Genomic DNA, 20,519 nt, shown 5'->3' on the forward strand with positions numbered 1-20,519 from the left:
GGCCCCGACCCGGCAGGGGTCAGGCCTGCGCAGGCGTCAGGACGGCCGCGGCCGTCGCCGTGGAACGCCGGCTCGCCAGCAGGTAGCTCAGGCCGATGCTGACCACGCCGAGCGCGACGATGAGCAGGACGTTGGCGAGGATCGCGCCCCACGAGGGCGCGCCGGCGGCGGTCAGGCCTGCGGAGAGGATGGCCCCGGCGATCTGGCCGCCCAGCACGCCGCCGACCGACCGGACGACGTAGACCGCGCCGCTGGCACTGGCGACGCGCTCCGCGGGCACGACCCGGACGATCGTGTTGAGCGACTGGGTGAACCCGATGCCCAGACCGAGGCCCATCAACGCGGAGCAGAGGTACGGCGTCCACGGCGCGCTGCCGATCCCGAGCAGCACCAGACCGGCGGCGACGATCAGTACGGCACCGAGAATCATGGTGCCGCGGCGCCCCAGCAGCGGCTCGAGCCGCTGTGCGGTCGGTCCGGCCACGACGACCAGCAGGGCGTACGGGAGCAGGACGAGGCCCGCGGTCGAGGCGTCGCCGCCCATGCCGTACCCGATCGCGACCGGCAGCAGGGCGAGGGTCGGCAGGATCACGTACATCACGAAGGTGGCGATCGAGTGCGCCGTGTTGATCGACATGACGCCGAGGACCTCACGTTCGGCGAGTCCGCGCAGGTCGACCAACGGGGACGGGTGCCGGCGCTCGACGACCGCGAACACCGCGAGCAGCGCGATCGTCAGCACCAGCAGGCCCAGGACGAGCGGAGAACCCCAGCCCAGGCTGGTGGGGAACGTCAGACCGAGCAGCAGCGCGACCAGGGCGGCGCCGAGGAGCACCGCGCCGGTCCAGTCGACCGTGCCACCGGCGACCGGCGGGCAGCTGGGAAGAGCGCGCAGACCGACCAGTACCACGGCGGCGATGACGATCGTCGGGAACCAGTAGATGTAGGAGTAGTGCAGGTGGGTGACGATCGGGCCGACGGCCACATATGCGACCGCGGCACCGAGGCCACCGCTGACGACGAAGATCGTGTTGGCGGTGCGGGCCCTGCTCAGGGGCTGGCTGTCGCGCATGATGCCGATGGCGATCGGAACGACCGCGACGCCGACGCCCTGGAGCATCTGACCGGCGATCAGGAGGGGAGCGGTCGTGGCGAGAGCGGCGATGGCCGCACCGATCCCGGAGAGTCCGAGGACGACCAGGAAGACCTTCTTCTTGTCGGCGATGTCGGCGTACCGGGTCGCCAGCGGGAGACAGACGGCGCCGACGACGAGCAGGCCCGTCAGCATCCAGGCGCTCTGGGACGGGGTGATCCCGAGCTCCTGCTGCACGAACGGGACGATCGGAGCGACCATCATCTCCATCGTGAGATAGGAGAAGACGCCGAGCACCAGCAGGACGAGCGTCGTCAGCGAGCCGCGCGGCTCCGCGGCGACCGCGCCCGCGGTGAGGGCGCCGTCCGGTGCGGCCGGTGGATCGTTCGACGTGGGGACACCGTGCGTGGGCATGCTGATCCTCTCGACGGAAGACGCCGGGCCCGAGGAGTGCGGGCGGGACGGGGAACGGCGTGGACCGCCGGCCGTCAGCGGCGGCGCGTCCACTCCGGGCAGAGCCGTACGGGTACCGAACGCCAGGGTTGGCCTACCCGCCATCAATTCGAATCGCCTTCGAAATATGGCATGCGACACGAACCGGGTCAAGCGACGTCGAGGTCAGGAGTCCGACACGGTCCGGCGGAGCGCGGAGGCCCCGGCCGACGCCTCCTCGCTCAGGCCGGAGCGACGCCGTCCGGGTCCGCGGCGGGCCCGGCCGACAGGCCCGACCAGATCATGTCGAGCTGGAGGGCGGCCAGCGTGCCGGGGGCGCGGCCCGGCCCCGGCGGCGGCCAGGCCGCGGGGGCGATGCACATGCCGAGCAACGTCAGCACGGTGACCGTGGGATCGATCGACGGGGAGATGTCACCTGCGGCGATGCCGTCCTTGAGGATCGACTTCCAGGCCTCGCGGTAGCGGGAGAGCAGGCGCGCGTCCTCCTCCGCCTCGATCTCGGTGCGGCGCGGGTCGTGCGCGTCGGTGAACCAGCGGGGCGAGGCAGTGCGGTGCCGGTCGACGTAGCGCTGCTGTGCCCGGATGGCCTTCTTGAGCTTGTCCCGCGCGGCTTCCCGGCCCGCCGCGACCTTCTCCAGCGTGACCACGACCTCGGTGAACTGCTGGCGGGTCACGAGGCGGAGCAGTGCCGCCTTGCTGCTGACGTGGTAGTACAGACTGCCCTGCAGGACACCGAGCTCCTTGGCGATGTCCTCGATTCGGGCGTTGTCGTAGCCCTTGTCGGCGAACACCTTCGCGGCGGCGTCGACGACCTGCTGCCGGTTGCGGATCTTGGTCATCCGGTCTGCGCCCCCACCCCCGCCTCGCTGGCGACGGCTGCAGCATAGCCGCGATTCGAATCAGCCTCGAGAAGTGGAGGGCCGGTCCGCGTCGACGCGAGGTGCGGAGATCCCCGACCAGACGATCTCGTGCTGCAGCGCCGCGACCTCCTCGATCCGTCGGGCGCCGTCGCGTCGGAACCAGTACGACACGTAGTCGCACATGCTCACGAGTGAGATGGCGACGGCCGTCGCATCCGTGCCCGCCGCGATCTCGCCACGGGCCATGCCCTCCTCGACGATCGCCGCCCAGCCGGCGCGGTAGCGCAGCACCGCCTCGCGGTGCTCAGCGATCTCGTCCTCGGTGATGTCCGCCGAGCGCGTGGGGTCGCTGAACCAGTCCGGGGCTTCGATCAGGTGCTGCTCGGCGTGTGCGAGGTGGCCCAGGATGGCCGACCGGAGCTTCTGCGCGGGCTCGGCCGAGGACGCGACGATCGCGTCGAGCCCCGCGGTCAGCAGGCGGAGGTGATGCAGCACCACCAGCCGGTGCAGTGCCGCCTTGCTGCCCACGTGGTAGTAGAGACTGCCCTGCATGACGCCGAGCGCGGCGGCGATGTCCTCGATCCGGGTCGCCGCGTAGCCCTTGTCGGCGAACACCTCGGCCGCCGCCTCGACGAGCTGCTGCCTGCTGCGGATCTTCGTCATCCCTCGTCCCTCGGCCGGTGTCGCGGAATGCCGAGTCTAGGACCGGGCGACCCGTGGACAGCACTGTTCAGAGGGGGAGTGCGGCGCCGACCGGCCTCACCGGCGGCGCGCGGAACCGGCCCGCCCGATCTCGTCCACCCTGCGGACGAGCAGGTCGCTCGCGCGTCGGACGTGTTCGGTCAGCCGGGCACGGGTCGTCGCGGCGTCCCCGCGGCCGATGGCCTCGAGGATCCCGGCGTGCTCCGCCGCGTCCTTCTCGAGCCGGCGGACGTCGTTGCCCAGGGCGAGCCAGGTGAGATTGTGGGGCACCTTGTGGTGCAGGGTCTCGAGCACCACGGAGAGGTGCCTGTTGCCGCCCGCCTCGATGACCACGTGGTGGAAGTCGGTGTTCGCCTCCTGCCACAGCTGTTGGGCCGGCGAGGTGTCGCCGTCCGCGGTGCGCAGCTCCTCGACCGCCCGGCGGAACATCGCGTCGGCCGCCGCGAGCCGGTCGAGCTGCTCGGAGGTGATCAGCTCCGCGGCCGCCGCGCCCGCGTGCCCCTGCAGGATCGCGTGCAGCTCGTAGACCTCGATGATGTCGAGGGTCGAGGGCAGCCGCACCCGCGCGCCACGGTTCGCGATCAGCTCGACGGCACCCCGTGCCTGCAGCTGCCGCAAGGCCTCGCGGACCGGCATGCGGCTGACGCCGAAGTCCTTCGCCAGGGCCTCCTGTCGCAGCCAGCTGCCCACGGGGATCTGCCCGGCGTTGATCCGCTCCTGGAGCACCGCGACCAGGGAGTCGACGAGGTCGTGATCGTCCGCCCGCCGCGCTGTCGTGCCGCGGCCGGCCGTGACATCCTTTCGATCGACGACTCCCACGGACTGGATCCTAAACGTTGCGTCGTGGATACATCAAGGCAACTCAGGACGTATGCCCGTCGGAGCCCGTTCTGTCGGGCCGTCGAAGGGCACCCGGGCGGGCCGTGCCGATCCGAAGGCGTCATATCTGGATCCAATCTTGACGTGACTGAATCCGACTAGCTATCGTCCGTTCTCAATCCGGACGAGCAGGAGGCGCCCTCGTGGGAGCGAACAGCGGCGAGGCCGTTGAGGTCGGTACGGACGTGGTCGTGATCGGTGCCGGGCCGGGTGGGATCTGCACCGCGATCCAGCTGCGCCAGGCCGGGATCGAGGACGTGGTGGTCCTGGAGAAGTCCGCCGGCGTCGGCGGGACCTGGTTCAACAACCGCTATCCAGGCCTGTCCTGCGACGTCCCGACCGACCTGTATTCCTACAGCTTCTTCCTCGACCACGAGTGGGAACGACCGTTCGCCACCCGTGCGGAGATCGTGGAGTACCTGGAGGCGGCCGTCGACCGGTTCGGCGTCCGGGACGCGATCCGGCTCGACACCCATGTGGTCTCGGCACGATGGGACGACGAGAGCGCCCGCTGGACCATCGTCGACTCGCGGGGCGGGCGCTGGATCGCGCGGGTCCTGGTGGGTGCGGTGGGCATGTTCAACGAGCACGTCGTGCCCGCCATCCCCGGCCTGGACACCTTCACGGGGCCGGTCACCCACACCGCGGAGTGGCCGGACGCCGATCTCGGGTTCCTCGCCGGCCGCCGCGTGTCGGTCGTCGGGACCGCGGCCAGCGCCACCCAGGTCGTACCGACCATCGCCCCGCACACCGGGCACCTGACCGTCTTCCAGCGCACGTCGAACTGGGTCTTCCCGAAGGACCACGGCCGCTACACGGAGGAGGACAAGCGCAGCCGCCGTGTGGACCGGTCGGTCGTCGAGGCGGGGCGTGCGCAGGCCGCCCGCGAGCTGGACGAGCTGTTCGCCGACCTGAACAACGAGGCCAAGACGGCCGAGCAGGCGGCCAAGGCGCTCGCCAACCTCGACACCGTCCGAGACCCCGCGGTCCGGGAGGCCCTGCGCCCCACCGCCCAGCTCGGCGCGCAGCGGCCGCTGCTCTCCTCGGAGTTCTACGAGGCCTTCAACCGGCCGGACGTCACGCTCGTGACCAGCCCGATCACGGAGGTCACCGCGAACGGGATCCGGACCGCGGACGGCCGGGAGCACCCGGCAGACCACATCGTGCTCGCCACCGGTTACCACGCCCACAGGTTCCTCTCGGTCGTCGACGTCGTCGGCCGCGGTGGGACCGCGCTGCGCGACCAGTGGGCCGAGGGGGCCTACGCCTACCTGGGCATGACCGTCGAGAACTTCCCCAACCTGTTCATGCTCTACGGGCCCAACACCAACGGCGGCTCGATCATCGACAAGCTCGAGACGCAGGCCCGCTACATCGTCGGCAAGACGGTCTACGTGCTCAAGAACGATGTGCGCGCGATGGAGGTCCGGCCCGAGGTCGTCGCCGCGTACAACGCGCAGGTCCAGGCCGACATCGGGGCGGTGCGGGCCTGGCAGGTCGAGGGCAGCCGCTACTACCGCGCGCCGTCGGGCCGGGTCGTCACCCAGTGCCCGTACACGGTCGTCGAGTACGACCGGATGACTCGCGAGGACGATCTCGCCGCCTTCACGGTCACCCTCGCGGACCCGTCATGACCGGCGCGGCGAGCAGGACGGCTCGTGAGGCGCAGGATCGCGCGCACGCGATCCTGCAGGCGGGCACGCGCGGCTTCCTCGCGACCCGGACGGCGGCCGGCGCTGCCGTCGTGCACCCGATCTCGGTGTTCCACCGCGCGGACGGGCTCTGGATGAACACCTACCTCAAGTCCGCGAAGGCGCGGAACATGATCCGCCACCCGGCGGTCGCCGTCGTGGTGGTCGAGTGCGGGGCAGGCGCGCCGCGCCCGCCCGGTGTGCTCGTGCGCGGCCGGGCCGAACTGCTCCCTGAGGACGCGGACCCGCCTCCCGCCACCGTTGAACCCGCCTACCTGCTCCCGGGGGTGACGGCACCCGTCCCCGGCGACCCCATCTGGTCGCTGAACGGACGGCGGCGCTGGTTCCGGGTGCCCCTGACCGACGTGACCCTGCTGGAGGCCACCGATGCCCAGGCATGACGTCCGGATGACCCCGGCCGAGGTCGACGCGTTCGTCCAGGACGAGGAGGCCGGTGTGCTGGCGCACCTCGACGAGCACGGCGACCCCACCGCGATCCTGGTCGGCAGCCGCGGGCTGGGGACAGGCGTCGCACTCACCGCGGCCACCGCGCGCCCCCTCCCGCCCGACGGCACGCAGGTCTGCGTGGCCTACGAACGGGAGCCCTCCTACTCGGGCGTGCGGGCCGCGCTCGTGCTCGGGCGCCTCGCGGGCGACCACGTCGTCGTGGACCGCACGATCAGCTTCGACTTCGGCAAGATCCCTGCCCCCGTTCGGGAGGACGACAACTGATGGCCGGGGACCGGTACACCATCGCTACCGACATGGGTGGGACGTTCACCGATCTGGTTCTGGAGGACCGGTGGACCGAGCGGGTCCACATCGTGAAGAGCCCCACGGTGGTCGACGACCCGATCCAGGGCATCCTCGCCGCCGTCGACCTCGCGGCGGCGGAGATCGGCATCGGCCGACGGGACCTGCTGGCCGGCACCGACACGTTCGTGCACGGCACCACCCGCGCGCTGAACGCGATCCTGACCGGGACGACGGCCCGGACGGCGTTCCTGACCACGCGTGGGCACCCGGATGTCTTGTTGTTCCGTGAGGGTGGGCGGGTGGATCCGTTCGATTTCACCCGCCCGTACCCTGCTCCGCTGGTGCCGCGCGCGCTGACCTGGGAGGTCACCGAGCGGGTCGGGGCGGACGGCGCGGTGGTGACGGCGTTGGACGAGGCGGCGCTGGTCGCGCAGTTGCGGGAGATCGTGGCGGCCGGGGTGGAGGCGATCGCGGTCTGCCTGCTGTGGTCGGTGGCGAACCCCGCCCACGAGGTGCGGGTCGGCGAGCTGGTCGAGCAGCACGCGCCCGGTGTGCCGTACACGCTCTCGCACCGGCTCAACCCGATCGTGCGGGAGTACCGGCGGGCCTGCTCCACCGTGCTCGACGCGTCGCTCAAGCCGTTGATGACCGCTTATCTGGAGGACATGAAGCGCAGGCTGAGCGCGGAGGGGCTGGTCGGCCGGCTGCTCATCGTGACCTCCGGGGGTGGGGTGATGGACTCCGCGGCGGTGGCGGCGGCGCCGGTGCACGTGATCGGGTCCGGTCCGGCGATGGCGCCGATCGCCGGGCGCGACGTGGTGGACCGCACGACGGGGCATCAGACGGTGTTGGTCACCGACACCGGTGGCACCAGCTACGACATCGGCGTGGTCCGTGACGGGGACGTGTCGTTCACCCGTGAGTCGTGGCTGGGTGCGCCGTATCTGAGTCACATGACCGGGTTGCCCTCGATCGACATCAAGAGCGTCGGGGCGGGCGGGGGGAGTATCGCCGCGGTTGTGTCCGGGCTGCTCACCGTCGGCCCGCGTAGTGCGGGGGCGCGGCCGGGTCCGGTCTGCTACGGCCAGGGCGGCACGGAACCGACGGTCACCGACGCCGCCGTGGTGCTGGGCTACCTGGACCCGGGGTACTTCCTGGGCGGGCGGGTGACGCTGGACATCGCGGCGGCCGAGCGGGCGATCGCGGAGCGGATCGCGGCGCCGTTGGGGTTCACGACGGTGCAGGCCGCCGCGGCGGTCATGGAGTTGGCGACCGAGCACATGGTGCGCGCGATCGAGGACACCACGGTGGCCCAGGGTATCGATCCGGCCGCGGCGGTGCTGGTCGCCGGGGGTGGGGCGGGCGGGTTCAACGCGGTCGCCATCGCGTCGCGGCTGCGCTGTGCTGCGGCGGTCATCCCGGACACCGGCAGCGTGCTCAGCGCGGCGGGGGCGGCGATCTCGGATCTCTCGTCGGACTTCGCGGCGGCGTGTCCGGCGAGCACGCACGAGTTCGACCACGACCGGGTCGGGGCGGTGATCGACGGGCTGGTGCAGCGCGCGAGGGAGTTCGTCGCCTCGACCGGGGTGGCCGGCGAGCTCGCCGACGTGCGGTTGTTCGCCGACGCCCGCTATCCGCACCAGGTGTGGGAGGTGGAGGTGCCGTTGCCGACGTTGCGGATCGCCACCGCGGCGGACGTCGAGGCGCTCGCCGACGCCTTCCACAAGATGCACGAGAAGCTGTTCGCGATCAGCGACCCCACCTCGGTCGTGGAGGTCGTCGGCTGGCGGGTCCGGGCCTCGTGCCGCACCCGCAGCACCCCGCTGGGTCAGGTCGAGAGCGGTCCCGCGCGGTCGCGGGCACCCCGCAGCCGGCCGGTCCACTTCCCGGGGCACGGCCGGTTCGACGCCGTGGTCCGGGCGCATGACGACATCGCGGCGGGGGAGGTGGTCGCCGGTCCCGCGATCGTGGAGACGCCGGTGACGGTGGTCGTCGTCGACCCGGGCGCGACCGCGACCCGGGCCTCGACCGGAGCGCTGATCCTGCGGCGGAACGGAGCCGACCGATGACCCAGGAGAACCAGAAGACCCAGAAGACCCAGAAGACCCAGGGGGCCGAGGGGACCGGGGGGACCCTCGACGGGCTGCAGCTGGCGGTGCTGACCAGCCGGATGGAGCAGGTGGTGCGGGCGATGGCGAACACCCTCGCGCGGACTGCCCGGTCCGGCGTCATCAACACCGCCCGCGACTTCTCCTGCTGCGTGCTGACCGGGGACGCGCAGCTGCTCGCGACGGCGGAGTCGTTGCCGGTGCACGTCATGCGCGGCCCGGATCTCATGGCCGCCTACACCGCGCAGCAGCATCCGGACCTGCGCCGCGGGGATGCCTACCTGCACAACTCGCCCTATCACGGCAACTCCCACGCCGCGGATCACTGCATCCTCGTGCCGGTGGTCGACCCGGCGGGCCGGCACCGGTTCACGGTGCTGGTGAAGGCGCATCAGGCCGACTGCGGTAACGGGACGCCGACGACGTACTCGACCTCGGCCGTCGACGTTTACGAGGAGGGTGCGCTGATCTTTCCCGCGGTGCGGGTGCAGCGTGAGTTCACCGACGTCGACGACGTGATCCGGATGTGCCGGATGCGGATCCGGGTGCCGGACCAGTGGTGGGGTGACTACCTGGCCATGGTCGGGGCGGCGCGGATCGGGGAGCGGGAGGTCGAGAAGCTCGCCGCCGACGTCGGCTGGGACGAGCTGGACCGCTACGCGCGGGAGTGGTTCGACTTCTCCGAGCAGCGGGTCGCCGAGGCCATCGCGGGGCTGCCGGGTGGGCGGCTCACCCTGGGCGGTGCGCACGATCCGTTCCCCGGGGTGCCCGACGGGGTCCCGGTCTCGGTGACCGTGGACGTCGACCCGGCCGCGGGCCGGGTGAGCGTGGACCTGCGGGACAACCCGGACTGTCAGCCGTGTGGGCTGAACCTGACCGAGAGCACGTCGGCCAGCTCGGCGCTGGTCGGGGTGTTCAACTCGCTGCCGGTGTCGGTGCCGGCGAACGCGGGCAGCCTGCGGCGGGTCGAGGTGCTGTTGCGGGAGAACTGCGTCGTGGGTATCCCTCGGCACCCGGCCAGCTGCTCGGTGGCGACGACGAATGTCGCGGACCGGGTGACGAACCTGGTGCAGCGCGCGATCGCCGAGCTCGGGCCGGGGGTGGGGATGGCCGAGGCGGGGCTGGTGCAGCCGCCGGCGTGGGCGGTGATCTCCGGTGTCGACCCGCGCACCGGCGGGACCCCGTTCGTGAACCAGATCCTGTTCCCCGGGGTGACCGGTGGGCCGGGGTCTCCGTGGGCGGACGGTTGGCTGACCTTCGGGCACGCGGGCAACGCCGGGATGATGCTGCGTGACAGTGTGGAGATCGACGAGATCCACCATCCGATCCGTGTCGCGCAGCAGCGCATCCTCCCCGACACCGAAGGGGCGGGCGCGTTCCGGGGCGCGCCGGGCGCGCTGGTCGAGTACGGGCCGACGACGGCCCCGTTGACCGTGAGCTACGGCAGCGACGGCGCGGTGCATCCGGCCGCGGGGGCCGCGGGTGGCACCGCGGGCGCGGTGGCTCGGCAGCTCCTGCGCCGGGCCGACGGAACGCTGCAGGAGCTACCGGTCAGCGGGCTGGTCGAGCTGGCGCCGGGGGAGACGGTGGTGTCGGAGAGCTGCGGGGGCGGCGGCTACGGCCCGCCTCGCACGCGGGACGCGGCGAGCGTGGCCCACGACGTGCGCGAGGGCTGGATCACCCCCGGGCGGGCCCGGGAGGTCTACGGGGTCGCCGTGCGCGACGGGCAGGTGGACGAGGCGGAGACCAGCAGGCTCCGTGAGGGTGTGAGCGAGGAGTGAGATGAGCACGAGTGTGACCCCCGAGTCCATCCTGGCGGCACAAGGGCTGCCCACCAGCGACAACCACGAGCTGCCGACCTCGGCGCGGACCTTCGCCGACGGCGGGCAGTTCCGGCTCGAGGTGTCCGGCGTCGAGCGGCTGTCCAACCTGGAGGTGCTGCTGACCGAGGCCAAGCGCCACGAGGTCTTCGTCCACCGGATCATCTGCTTCGGTGGTGGGGCGACCCTGCTCGACAAGGGTGAGTTGCGTGCGTTCGGGCAGCTCGCGGCGGAGAACGGCATCGAGGTCGTGGCGTGCCCCGGGCCGCGCGCGGGCTGGGACTCCGGCCGGCAGCTGACCAGCCGCGAGGGCATCACCACGGGCAAGAGGATCCGTGGCGTCGACAACATCCGGTACCTGCTGCACGACGTCCTGCGGATCTTCGACGCCGGACTGCGCGGGCTGCTGGTGATCGACGAGGGCGTGCTGGACGTGCTCAACACGGCGCGTGCGCGCGGCGACATCCCGGAGGACGCCTTCTTCAAGGTGTCCGTCTACGCGGGGCACGCCAACCCGGCGTCGGTGCGGGTGCTGGAGCAGCTGGGCGCCGACAGCGTGAACCCGGTGGGCGACCTGAGCCGGCCCGTGCTCAGCGCGATCCGCTCGGTCGCCACGGTGCCGCTGGACATCTGGGCGATCACCTTCGACTCCTTCGGCGGCATGACCCGGCTGTGGGAGGCGGCCGACATCGCCCGGGTCGCGTCCCCGGTCTACTTCAAGATCGAACCCGGTGAGTCCGAGGAGGTCATGTACAACGGCTACACCGACGCCGAGTTCCACGACCGGCTCGTCGTGCACAAGGTCCGGCAGGCCGCGATCCTGCGCGAGCTGGCCGCCACCGTGGACTCCGGTGTGCGGATCTCCCCGCCGCCCGCGGGCTGATGGGCGAGCTGCGCAGTGCCCGCTGGTTCTCCGGTGAGCACGTGCCCGGGTTCGTGCACCGCACCGCGATGCGGGCGTCGGGGTTCGCGCGGGCGAGTTTCGACGGGCGCCCGGTGGTCGGGATCTGCAACTCCTGGTCGGAGCTGATCAGCTGCAACCTGCACCTGCGGGCGCTCGCGGACAGTGTGCGCCGCGGGGTCCTGCAGGCCGGCGGGGTGCCGGTGGAGTTCCCGACGATCTCGCTGGGCGAGCAGCTGATGAAGCCCACGACGATGCTGTTCCGCAACCTGATGGCCATGGACGTCGAGGAGTCGCTGCGCGCCTACCCGTTCGACGCGGTGGTGATGCTCGGCGGGTGCGACAAGACGATGCCCGCCCAGCTCATGGGCGCGGCCAGCGCGCAGGTCCCGACGATCGTGGTCCCGGGTGGGCCGGCCAACCCGGCGACCTTCCGCGGGCGCCGGATCGGGGTCGGCACCGACCTGTGGGGCTACGTCGACGACGTGCGCGCGGGCCGGATGTCGCAGGCCGAGTACGAGGCCCTGGAGGCCTCGGCGGGCCCGTCGGTGGGGCACTGCCCGGAGATGGGGACGGCCTCGACGGTCTCGGCGGTCGTCGAGGCCCTGGGCATGACCCTGCCCGGCGCGAGCGCGGTCCCGGCCACCGACGCCCGGCGCAGCCACGTCGCCGAGGACTGCGGGCGCACCGCGGTGCGCCTGGCCGAGCAGGGTGTGCGCCCGTCGCAGATCCTCACCGCGGACGCCTTCCACAACGCGATCGCCGTGCTGGTCGCACTGGGCGGGTCGACGAACGTGATCCTGCACCTGCTCGCGCTGGCCGGGCGGGCCGAGGTCTCGCTGGGGCTGCAGGACTTCCACGACATCGCCGCGACCGTGCCGTTGATCGCGAACGTGCGCCCGGCGGGGGAGCACCTGGTCGAGCAGCTGTTCGAGATCGGTGGGCTGCCCGTCGTGCTCGGCGAGCTCGCGCCGCTGCTGCGCCTGGACGCGATGACGGTGAACGGGCAGACGCTGGGGCAGAACCTGGCCGACGCCCCGCCGGTCGACGGCGAGGTGGTCCGCCCGCTGTGCGATCCGGTGCAGCCACCGGGCGGGCTGGCCGTGGTCCGGGGCAACCTGGCCCCCGGCGGGGCCGTCGTGAAGTGCAGCGCAGCCAGCCCGGAACTGCTGGTCCACGCCGGGCCGGCGCTGGTCTTCCACGACATGGACGACCTGCGCACGCGCATCGATGATCCCGACCTGCCGGTCACCGCCGACACCGTCCTCGTGCTGCGCAACGCCGGGCCGGTCGGGGGACCGGGGATGCCCGAGTGGGGTGCGCTGCCGATCCCGCAGAAGCTGCTGCGCGAGGGTGTCCGCGACATGGTCCGGGTCTCCGACGCCCGGATGAGTGGCACGGCCTACGGCACCACGGTGCTGCACGTGGCCCCGGAGGCGGCGGTCGGCGGCCCGCTCGCGCTGGTCGAGGACGGTGACGTGATCCGGCTCGACGCCCGCGCCGGTGTGCTGCACCTGGAGGTCGACGACGCCGAGCTCGACACCCGCCGCCGGCGCCGGGCCGGGGAACCGGCCCGGGTGGCCTACCGGCGCGGCTACGGCGCGCTCTACGCCGAACGGGTCACCCAGGCCGACACCGGCTGCGACTTCGACTTCCTGCAAGGACGATCCAGCGAACCCGCCGCCGAGCCCCACGGAATCTTCGACGGCTGGATCGGTGGCTGGTGAGTGCACCCTCGACGCGGGTACGCGCCCCTGGGGGCCCTCAGCTGCTCGCTCCGACCGTCGGAACGATGACACAGGTCGGAACATTCGGCTGATAGTCGGCCGCGACGCCGAGCCGCCCCGTGAAGCCCGGGCAGGGGGTAGGACGAAGGCATGAGGAACCGCAGCGCCGAGGTCTCCGCTCGCCGACGCCGCGCGGTCCGGCCCGTGGCTCGCTCGTCGGAATCGGCGCCACCGTCGTTGCTCATGACATGACGCGACACGGGCCCGCGCCGGACGCGTTCGCAGGGGTGATGGCAACAGGAATCCTCGCCGTCGCGGCGAACAGCTGCGCCGCACGTCCGCTCGCGCTCGTCCTGTTCGGGATCGCGGCGGCCGCGTTCGTCGGGCTGCTCGGGTGGGTTGTGGTCGGAGCCGGCGGCGGTGTCCGCAGGATGCGCCAGGAGTCGCTGGCGCCGGACGTCGTGCTGCGGGCGTTCACCTTCGTGGCAGCGGCCACGGTGCTGGCCACAGCGGTGCAGGGGCTCTTCGGGGGTCCCTCATGGGCGGTGGACCTCCTCGGGGGAGCGGGATTCGCGGCCTGGCTGGTGCTGCTACCACTCGCCGTGCGCGATGTCCGCGCGCGACGGCCGCGGGAGTTGCGCGACCAGGTGCACGGCGCGTGGCTGCTGGTCTCCGTCGCCACCGCGGGCCTGGCCACCGTCGTCGCCGACCTGTCCGTCCGCCTGCATGCCGCCGTACTGCTCGCCGCGGCCGCGGCACTGTGGCTACTCGCGATACTGCTCTACCTGCTGCTCGTCGCCCTGGTCGGGTGGAGGCTCACCTCCACACCCTTCGTGCCCGCGGAGGTCACCCCGGACAGCTGGGTGTTGATGGGCGCGCTCGCGATCAGCGCCCTGACCGGCGACCACGTGCAGCAGGCGCTCGCCGCGCTCCGGATCACCACGGGCGCGGAGGTGGCCCACGGGCTCACCGTGGTTGGTCAGGTGGCGGCGCTGGCGTGGATCGTGCCGCTGTTGGTCGCCCAGGTGTGGACGGCGGGGAAGCTGCCCGGCTTCCTGACCTACGACAGAACCTGGTGGGCGGCGGTGTTCCCGCTGGGCATGCTGTCGGCCGCCTCGTCCGCGACGGCTCGGAGCTGGCCGCTGGCGGCCCTGACCACGGTGGCGCTGGTGCTGTTCTGGGACGCGTTCGCCATCTGGGTCGCGGTGGCCACCGGGCTACTCCACCGCGGCGCCCGCCTCCTGCGACGGCCCGCCTGACGTCCGCATCGACGTCGGGCGCCGACGCCTCGACTGGTGGAGCAAGCGGGTAGCGCGCCGGCACACTCCTACGCACTGCCGGTAGTCGCTCGTATTCGATCTGGTGCTATTCAGGCTGTTGGCCAGGTCGGCGGTGGGTAGCTACTAGGTGTACCCGGCCAGGAGATTGGTGACGATCTGATCGTCTCGACACACGGTCGGGACAGTTGAACAAGGGAGAGCCCCCGAGTGGGGTGTGGCTTGTCGTAACGCCCGCCTGACCGTCCACGTACGACACGTGCTCATTGAGCGCGTCCTACCGCGCCGACCAGATCGCCCGCCGCGCAGCGAAAGGCTCACGCGGCGGACGACCTCCCGGGTTCGACCCGGTCGTTTACGCCGGCCGCAACGTCGTCGAGCGCTGCTTCAACCGCCTCAAACAGTTCCGCGACCTGGCCACCCGCTACGCCAAACGCGCCGCCTGCTTCCGAGCGGAGATCGTCATCGCCGCCGCGGTGTTGTGGCTGCGCACGGACTTACAGGACACGCCCTAGCCGCCGACGATCTCGTCCTCACCCCGAGGTCACCACTGGCTCGTCACCGAGACCGCCGCAGGCGGAAACGAGGTTGTGCCGCGCCGTCCGGCAGCTGAGGACGAGCTGCCGTGAGCGCCCGCGGGTCTCGATCCGGTAGCGGCCCAGCACGATCGGCTCGCCGTCGATCCGCTGGTGGCCGGGGCCCGGCGGTCAGCTTGCCTCTGACCTGCCGGCCCTGCTGGTCCGGGACCTCGACGGCAACCCGATCAACCTCGTCACACCGATCACCGAGGCGGCTCGCACCATGTTCGACGTGGCTCGGCCCCGCTTCCGGTCGAGCCACGAGGACGCACGACCCGGGACCGTCGGATCCGGGCGACCCTCGGCAGGGCGGTCGCCGTGTGGGTGACCCGCCCTCGCGCGGAGGAGCGGCGCGGCAGTTGGCCGTCGGGCCTGCTCCGCCGCGTCCGCTCGGCCTCGCCATCACCCGCGACCGTCTCCGTCAATATTAGCTGACATGTTCAGGTGTTGGGAGGAACGCCGTCGTCTATCGTGTCAACCGTGCGTGACAGATCGGGAGGCGTCGTGGATGCCAATCTGGCGTTCGACGCCCTCGCAGATCCCATCCGGCGGGAGATTCTCGGAGTGCTCGCGGCAGAGGACGAGTGCAGTGCGGGGGCGATCGCCGACCGCATCACCAGCGTGGGGCGCAGCGCCGTGTCGATGCATCTCAAGGTGCTGCGTGTCGCCGGCCTGGTCAGCGAGCGTCGCGAGGGACGCTTCCGCTTCTACTCGATCGACTCCGCAGGCTCGGCCAGGGACGTCCTCAGCCTCCTCCACAACGTCTTCCGGGCTGGCCTGCAGTCGGTGGGAGGCGCCGTGCCGGACGACGAGCTGGATGGTCGGCGCGCAGTGCACAATCCGGGCACTCCCTGACAGCAGAATCTGTCGTTCCCGCACATCCCTGGGGGCCCGATGTCCGTCCTCACGTTGACCGCGCAGGAACAGGTGTCCGCGCCGCCGAGCGTGGTGTTCGCTCTGTTCGGTGCCGGTGCCGGTGCTGGGTGGGTGTTCGACGCCGTGTGCGATCGGGTCGCTCCCGGCGTCGCGGTGACGCTGCGCGCGCCGCTCGACGGGGATGCTGCGCCGGTCGAGATCCTCGGCCGGATCGGCGCGGTCACCTCGGGCCGCCTGATCGAGATCGTCCACGACCAACCCTGGCGCGGCCGCACGGTGTTGCGGTTCTCCGCGCACGGCAGCGGGACCCGGGTCCGGCTGCAGTCCGAGCTCGACCAGCAGGGATTGGAGTGGCTGCTGCGGCGCCGCGGGCACGTGGTGCGCAGCGTCCCGTGCGAGAACCCCGCACTCGGCCTGCTGACCTCGAAGTCCGGGCCCGGCAACCTCTTCGCCGCGGCCTCGGACAACATGGCTGCGCTCGCGCTGGAGGAGATCAACGCCGACGGCGGGCTGCACGGCCGCCCCGTCGACCTCGTGATCGGCGACGACGCCACCGATCCCGCCACGGGCGCCCGCGAGGCTCGGCGGCTCGTCGCCGCCGGCTGCCGCACCATCTTGGTCGCGACGACATCGGCCACCTTCGTCGCCGTGTCGCGGGCCATGGCCGACGCCGACGTCCTGCTCATCCAGACACTGATGAACGAAGGCGGCATCGCCGGGGCCCTGCGCGTCCAGCTCGGCGAGCGTCCGGTCGACCAGCTCGCCGCAGCTGCCGGCCCGATGATGCGGGCCGCGGGCGGGCGCCGCTGGTTCCTCGCGGGCAACGACTACTGCTGGCCGCGCAGCACGCACACGGTCGCCCGCGAGGTACTTCCCCAGCTCGGCGGCAGTCTGGTCGGTGAGCGGCTGGCCCCTCTGGGTACCAGTGACTTCGCGGCGATCATCGAGGCCGTCGAGCGCTCCGGCGCGGATCTCCTGCTGTCCACGTTCGTCGGCGCGGACGCCGCGGCGTTCCAACGCGAGTGTTACGAGCGCGGCCTGCACCGGCGGTGCCTCACGCTCGCGCCGGCCATGGACGAGTCCACACTCGCCCGGATCGGCACCGAGGCGACGGCGGGCCTGCACACCGTGTCCGGCTACGTCGAGTCGCTCGACACCGAGCGCAACTCAGCGCTGCTCAACCGTTACCGGGAGCGTTTCGGTCAATGGGCGCCGCCCCTGTCGACCTTGAGCGAGTCCGTGTTCGAGGGCGTCCACATGTGGTTCGCCGCGGCGGCCCAGGCAGGCACCGACGAGCCGCACGCCGTCGCCCGCGCGATGCACGACGTCCGTTTCGAGCTGCCCCGCGGCACGGTCACCCTCGACGGCAACGGGATCGTCGGTCAGCGAATCCACGTCGCCGAGGCAGTCGGAACCGATCTTCGGGTGGTCATCTCCCCGTAACGCGTCAACATGTCGCGAATCGTTGACATACCAGGCCGAGCCTCCATAGATTGCCGACACCCTTCTCCGCCGTTGGAGGCCTCATGGCTGTTCCCCCACCTGATCTCGCGCGACTCGCCGAACTGGGCGCCGACCTGGGCCTTTCGGATGCCGAACTTGCCGAGTTCGCGCCCGCTGTCACAGCGACGTTCGCCTCGTCCGACGCCGTGGAGGCGATCTACCGCCGTTCCGCCCCGACCGCCCCGACGCGGGACTGGCAGGCCGGCGAGCACCCGTTGAACGCCTGGGCCGTCACCACCGAGATCCGCGGTGCCGCCGACGGGCCGCTCGCCGGGCGGACGGTCGCGATCAAGGACAACGTGTCGGTCGCCGGCGTGCCGATGGCCAACGGGTCCGCCACCGTCGAGGGCTTCGTGCCGACCCGGGACGCGACCACGGTCCGGCGCCTGCTCGACGCGGGCGCGGTGATCACCGGCAAGGCGGTCTGCGAGGACCTCTGCTTCTCCGGGGCCAGCTTCACCTCGAAGCCGCATCCCGTGCGCAACCCGTGGGACCCTGCGCGCAACGCCGGTGGTTCGTCGTCGGGCAGCGCGGCGCTGGTCGCGACCGGCGAGGTCGATCTCGCGCTCGGCGGCGACCAGGGCGGCTCGGTGCGGATCCCCAGTTCGTTCTGCGGAACCGTCGGGCACAAGCCGACGTTCGGGCTGGTGCCCTACACCGGCGCCTTCCCGATCGAGACGACGATCGACCATCTGGGTCCGATCACCCGCACGGTGGCCGACGCCGCCCTGATGCTCGACGTCCTGGCCGGTCCCGACGGGCAGGACCCGCGGCAGCCGACGTCGGTGGAGAAGGTCGACTACTCGGCCGCCCTGGCCGAGTCCGCCGCGGGCCTGCGGATCGGCGTCGTCACGGAGGGGTTCGGACACCCGAACTCTGATCCGGAGGTGGACGCTGCGGTGCGGGCCGCCGTCGAGGTCCTCTGCTCGGTGGGCCTCGCTGCGGAGGAGGTTTCGATCCCGTGGCACCTCGAGGCGATGCACGTCTGGAACGTGATCGCGACCGAGGGCGCCGCCCGCCAGATGGTGGACGGCAACGCCTACGGGATGAACTGGTCCGGGCTCTACGATCCGGAACTGATCGCGCACTACCGGCGCGGGCGCGCCGAACGTGGCGCCGAGCTGTCCAAGACGGTCAAGCTCGTCGCGATGTCCGGCCGGCACACGTTCGCCGTGGCGGGCGGTGCCTACTACGCGATGGCCCAGAACCTCGTTCCCGAGGTGCGCGCAGCCTACGACGCGGCGCTGGCCGAGCACGACGTGCTGGTGATGCCGACCTTGCCCTACACCGCGCGCGAGATCCCGGCGACGGACGCCGATCTGGGCACCTACCTCGACACCGCACTGTCGATGATCGCCAACACCGCCCCGTTCGACGTCACGGGCCACCCGGCCTGCAGCGTCCCCACGGAGCTCGTCGGCGGGCTCCCGGCCGGGCTGATGATCGTCGGGAAACACTTCGACGACGCGACCGTGCTGCGGGTCGCGCACACCTACGAACAGGCGCGGGGCGGTTTCCCCGCGCCGCCGATCACGACGGGAGCGTCCGCATGAACGGTGTCTTCGACCTCGGCGGCACGGACGGGCTGGGCAAGGTCCAGACCATCGAGAACGAGCCGGTCTTCCGCGCGGAGTGGGAGAAGGCAGCGTTTGCCATGTTCTCCAACTGCTTCCGGGCGGGTTTCTTCGGCGTCGACTCCTTCCGGCACAGCATCGAGAAGATGGATCCGGCCGAGTACCTGCTGTCCAACTACTACGAGCACTGGGTGCACGTCATCGAGGACCGCGGTGCGCAGAAGGGCGTCATCGACCCCGCCGAGCTGGACGCGCGCACCCAGTTCTTCCTGGACAATCCGGACGCGCCCTTGCCCGAGCGCGAGGACCCGGACCTGCTCGCGTTCGTCGACGCCGTGGTCAAGAGCGGGGCACCCGCGAACCGTCCGACCGACAAGGAGGCGCGGTTCGCGGTGGGTGACAAGGTGACCGTGATCGCCGACAGCCCCTACGGCCACACCCGCCGGGCCCGCTACATCCGCGGGCGCACCGGGGAAATCACCGCGGCCCACGGCGCGGCGATCTACCCGGACAGTGCGGGCAACGACGGACCCGAGGCCCCGGAGCACCTCTACACGGTGCGCTTCACCGCCGAGGAGCTGTGGGGCCCCGGCACCGCCGAACCGAACAACACCGTCTACTTCGACGTGTGGGAGCCCTACCTCACCACTGCGTCCTGAAAGGACCTCCGATGGCTCAGCCCACCGACACCCCCCTGCGCACGCAGGAGGAGATCACCGCTCGGGTCAAGGCCCTGGAGGCCATGCTGATCGAGAAGGGGATCATGACCACCGAGGCGGTCGACCGCCTCGCCGAGATCTACGAGAACGAGGTCGGCCCGCAGCTCGGCGCGCAGGTCGTCGCCCGCGCCTGGACCGACCCCGAGTTCAAGCAGCGGCTCCTCGCCGACGCGTCCGCGGCCTGTGCCGAGATGGGCATCGGCGGGTTGCAGGGCGAGGAGATGGTGGTGGTCGAGAACACCGACACCGTCCACAACGTCATCGTCTGCACACTGTGCTCCTGTTACCCGTGGCCGGTGCTCGGGCTTCCCCCGAACTGGTACAAGGCCCCCGCGTACCGCTCGCGGATCGTGCGTGAGCCGCGGAAGGTGCTCGCCGAGGACTTCGGCTTCCCGATCCCGGACGACGTCGAGGTGCGGATCTGGGACTCGAGCTCCGAACTTCGCTACTGGGTGCTGCCGCAACGTCCGGCCGGGACCGAGGGCCTCGGAGCGTTCGAGCTCGCCGCCCTCGTCACCCGGGACTCGATGATCGGTGTGGGTCCGGTGGGCACGCCGTGACCCGACCCGACGCGACCGAGCTCGGGGACGCCCGGCGCCGGGTGGAGGCACTGGTCTGCGACCTGCCGGGCGGCGGGCCGGACGAGCGCATGTTCGCCGAGCCGTGGGAGCTGCGCGCGTTCGCGATGGCCGTGGCGGCGTACCACAACGGCAAGTACGAGTGGAGCGAGTTCCAGCTCTCCCTGATCCAGGCGATCAAGCAGTGGGAGGCGGGCGGAGCCGGCGAGCCGTGGAGCTACTACGAGCACTGGGTGACCGCGTTGGAGACGGTGCTCGCGGCCAACGGCGTGCTCTCCGACGCGGCCGTCGACGCCCGCACCCGCGAGGTCCTCGCGATTCCGAAGAACGCCAACCACCACGAGGCGCACCGCGAGCCCGTGGCCGTCTCGCCCGCTCGCAGGTGACCGACCCGCCGCGCGACACGCACCCGAGTGCCGTGCGG

At 71.6% G+C, this 20,519-nt stretch carries 19 protein-coding genes; 15 read left to right on the plus strand and 4 right to left on the minus strand.

Features of this window, described 5'->3' with window-relative positions:
• Positions 1–19: 19 nt before the first annotated feature.
• The 4 genes from PSED_RS16235 to PSED_RS16250 form a co-directional block, all read right to left on the minus strand.
• Positions 20–1,507 carry an MFS transporter gene (locus PSED_RS16235; RefSeq protein WP_013675340.1) on the minus strand — a complete coding sequence of 496 codons (1,488 nt, stop codon included), beginning with the start codon at positions 1,505–1,507 and terminating at the stop codon, positions 20–22.
• Between the two features lie 260 nt (positions 1,508–1,767).
• Positions 1,768–2,385, minus strand: a complete 618-nt coding sequence (locus PSED_RS16240; RefSeq protein ID WP_013675341.1) for a TetR/AcrR family transcriptional regulator — start codon at positions 2,383–2,385, stop codon at positions 1,768–1,770.
• 60 nt (positions 2,386–2,445) lie between these two features.
• Complete coding sequence (locus tag PSED_RS16245; RefSeq protein WP_013675342.1) at positions 2,446–3,069, minus strand: TetR/AcrR family transcriptional regulator; 624 nt, start codon at positions 3,067–3,069, stop codon at positions 2,446–2,448.
• Positions 3,070–3,165: 96 nt separating this feature from the next.
• Positions 3,166–3,927: a GntR family transcriptional regulator gene (locus tag PSED_RS16250; protein WP_013675343.1), complete on the minus strand. Its 762-nt coding sequence runs from the start codon at positions 3,925–3,927 to the stop codon at positions 3,166–3,168.
• A 203-nt stretch (positions 3,928–4,130) separates the two neighbouring features.
• On the opposite strand from PSED_RS16250, the gene PSED_RS16255 reads away from it, so the two are divergent.
• From PSED_RS16255 to PSED_RS16325, 15 genes are all read left to right on the plus strand, one after another.
• Positions 4,131–5,621 carry a flavin-containing monooxygenase gene (locus tag PSED_RS16255; RefSeq protein WP_013675344.1) on the plus strand — a complete coding sequence of 497 codons (1,491 nt, stop codon included), beginning with the start codon at positions 4,131–4,133 and terminating at the stop codon, positions 5,619–5,621.
• On the plus strand, positions 5,618–6,079 hold the full coding sequence (locus PSED_RS16260; protein ID WP_013675345.1) for a pyridoxamine 5'-phosphate oxidase family protein: 462 nt from the start codon (positions 5,618–5,620) through the stop codon (positions 6,077–6,079). Before PSED_RS16255 ends, PSED_RS16260 begins: the two co-directional genes overlap by 4 nt.
• Complete coding sequence (locus PSED_RS16265) at positions 6,066–6,410, plus strand: hypothetical protein (RefSeq protein ID WP_013675346.1); 345 nt, start codon at positions 6,066–6,068, stop codon at positions 6,408–6,410. Before PSED_RS16260 ends, PSED_RS16265 begins: the two co-directional genes overlap by 14 nt.
• A complete protein-coding gene (locus PSED_RS16270; protein ID WP_013675347.1) occupies positions 6,410–8,503 on the plus strand; it encodes a hydantoinase/oxoprolinase family protein in 2,094 nt (697 codons plus the stop codon). The genes PSED_RS16265 and PSED_RS16270 overlap by 1 nt, the downstream gene beginning before the upstream one ends.
• Positions 8,500–10,323 (plus strand): hydantoinase B/oxoprolinase family protein, encoded by a 1,824-nt coding sequence (locus PSED_RS16275; protein WP_013675348.1) that lies wholly within the window; start codon positions 8,500–8,502, stop codon positions 10,321–10,323. The genes PSED_RS16270 and PSED_RS16275 overlap by 4 nt, the downstream gene beginning before the upstream one ends.
• Before the next feature lies 1 nt (position 10,324).
• Complete coding sequence (locus PSED_RS16280; RefSeq protein WP_013675349.1) at positions 10,325–11,245, plus strand: hypothetical protein; 921 nt, start codon at positions 10,325–10,327, stop codon at positions 11,243–11,245.
• Entirely contained in the window at positions 11,245–12,990 is a 1,746-nt protein-coding gene (locus tag PSED_RS16285; RefSeq protein ID WP_013675350.1) for a dihydroxy-acid dehydratase, read from the plus strand. The genes PSED_RS16280 and PSED_RS16285 overlap by 1 nt, the downstream gene beginning before the upstream one ends.
• 248 nt (positions 12,991–13,238) lie before the next feature.
• Entirely contained in the window at positions 13,239–14,249 is a 1,011-nt protein-coding gene (locus tag PSED_RS16290; RefSeq protein WP_013675351.1) for a tellurite resistance/C4-dicarboxylate transporter family protein, read from the plus strand.
• Positions 14,250–14,533: 284 nt separating this feature from the next.
• A complete protein-coding gene (locus PSED_RS16295) occupies positions 14,534–14,782 on the plus strand; it encodes a transposase (RefSeq protein ID WP_041759722.1) in 249 nt (82 codons plus the stop codon).
• A 567-nt stretch (positions 14,783–15,349) separates the two neighbouring features.
• On the plus strand, positions 15,350–15,700 hold the full coding sequence (locus PSED_RS16300; RefSeq protein ID WP_013675352.1) for an ArsR/SmtB family transcription factor: 351 nt from the start codon (positions 15,350–15,352) through the stop codon (positions 15,698–15,700).
• Between the two features lie 39 nt (positions 15,701–15,739).
• A complete protein-coding gene (locus PSED_RS16305; protein WP_013675353.1) occupies positions 15,740–17,164 on the plus strand; it encodes a substrate-binding protein in 1,425 nt (474 codons plus the stop codon).
• An 83-nt stretch (positions 17,165–17,247) separates the two neighbouring features.
• Positions 17,248–18,777, plus strand: a complete 1,530-nt coding sequence (locus PSED_RS16310) for an amidase (RefSeq protein WP_013675354.1) — start codon at positions 17,248–17,250, stop codon at positions 18,775–18,777.
• Complete coding sequence (gene nthB / locus PSED_RS16315) at positions 18,774–19,457, plus strand: nitrile hydratase subunit beta (protein WP_013675355.1); 684 nt, start codon at positions 18,774–18,776, stop codon at positions 19,455–19,457. The genes PSED_RS16310 and nthB overlap by 4 nt, the downstream gene beginning before the upstream one ends.
• A gap of 11 nt (positions 19,458–19,468) precedes the next feature.
• Positions 19,469–20,077 carry a nitrile hydratase subunit alpha gene (gene nthA / locus PSED_RS16320; RefSeq protein ID WP_013675356.1) on the plus strand — a complete coding sequence of 203 codons (609 nt, stop codon included), beginning with the start codon at positions 19,469–19,471 and terminating at the stop codon, positions 20,075–20,077.
• The gene (locus PSED_RS16325; protein ID WP_013675357.1) at positions 20,074–20,481 is read left to right on the plus strand and encodes a nitrile hydratase accessory protein; all 408 of its coding nucleotides are present in this window, start codon (positions 20,074–20,076) and stop codon (positions 20,479–20,481) included. Before nthA ends, PSED_RS16325 begins: the two co-directional genes overlap by 4 nt.
• The last annotated feature ends 38 nt before the right edge of the window (positions 20,482–20,519 follow it).

This window comes from Pseudonocardia benzenivorans CB1190 (genome assembly GCF_000196675.2).
Taxonomy (GTDB): domain Bacteria; phylum Actinomycetota; class Actinomycetes; order Mycobacteriales; family Pseudonocardiaceae; genus Pseudonocardia; species Pseudonocardia benzenivorans.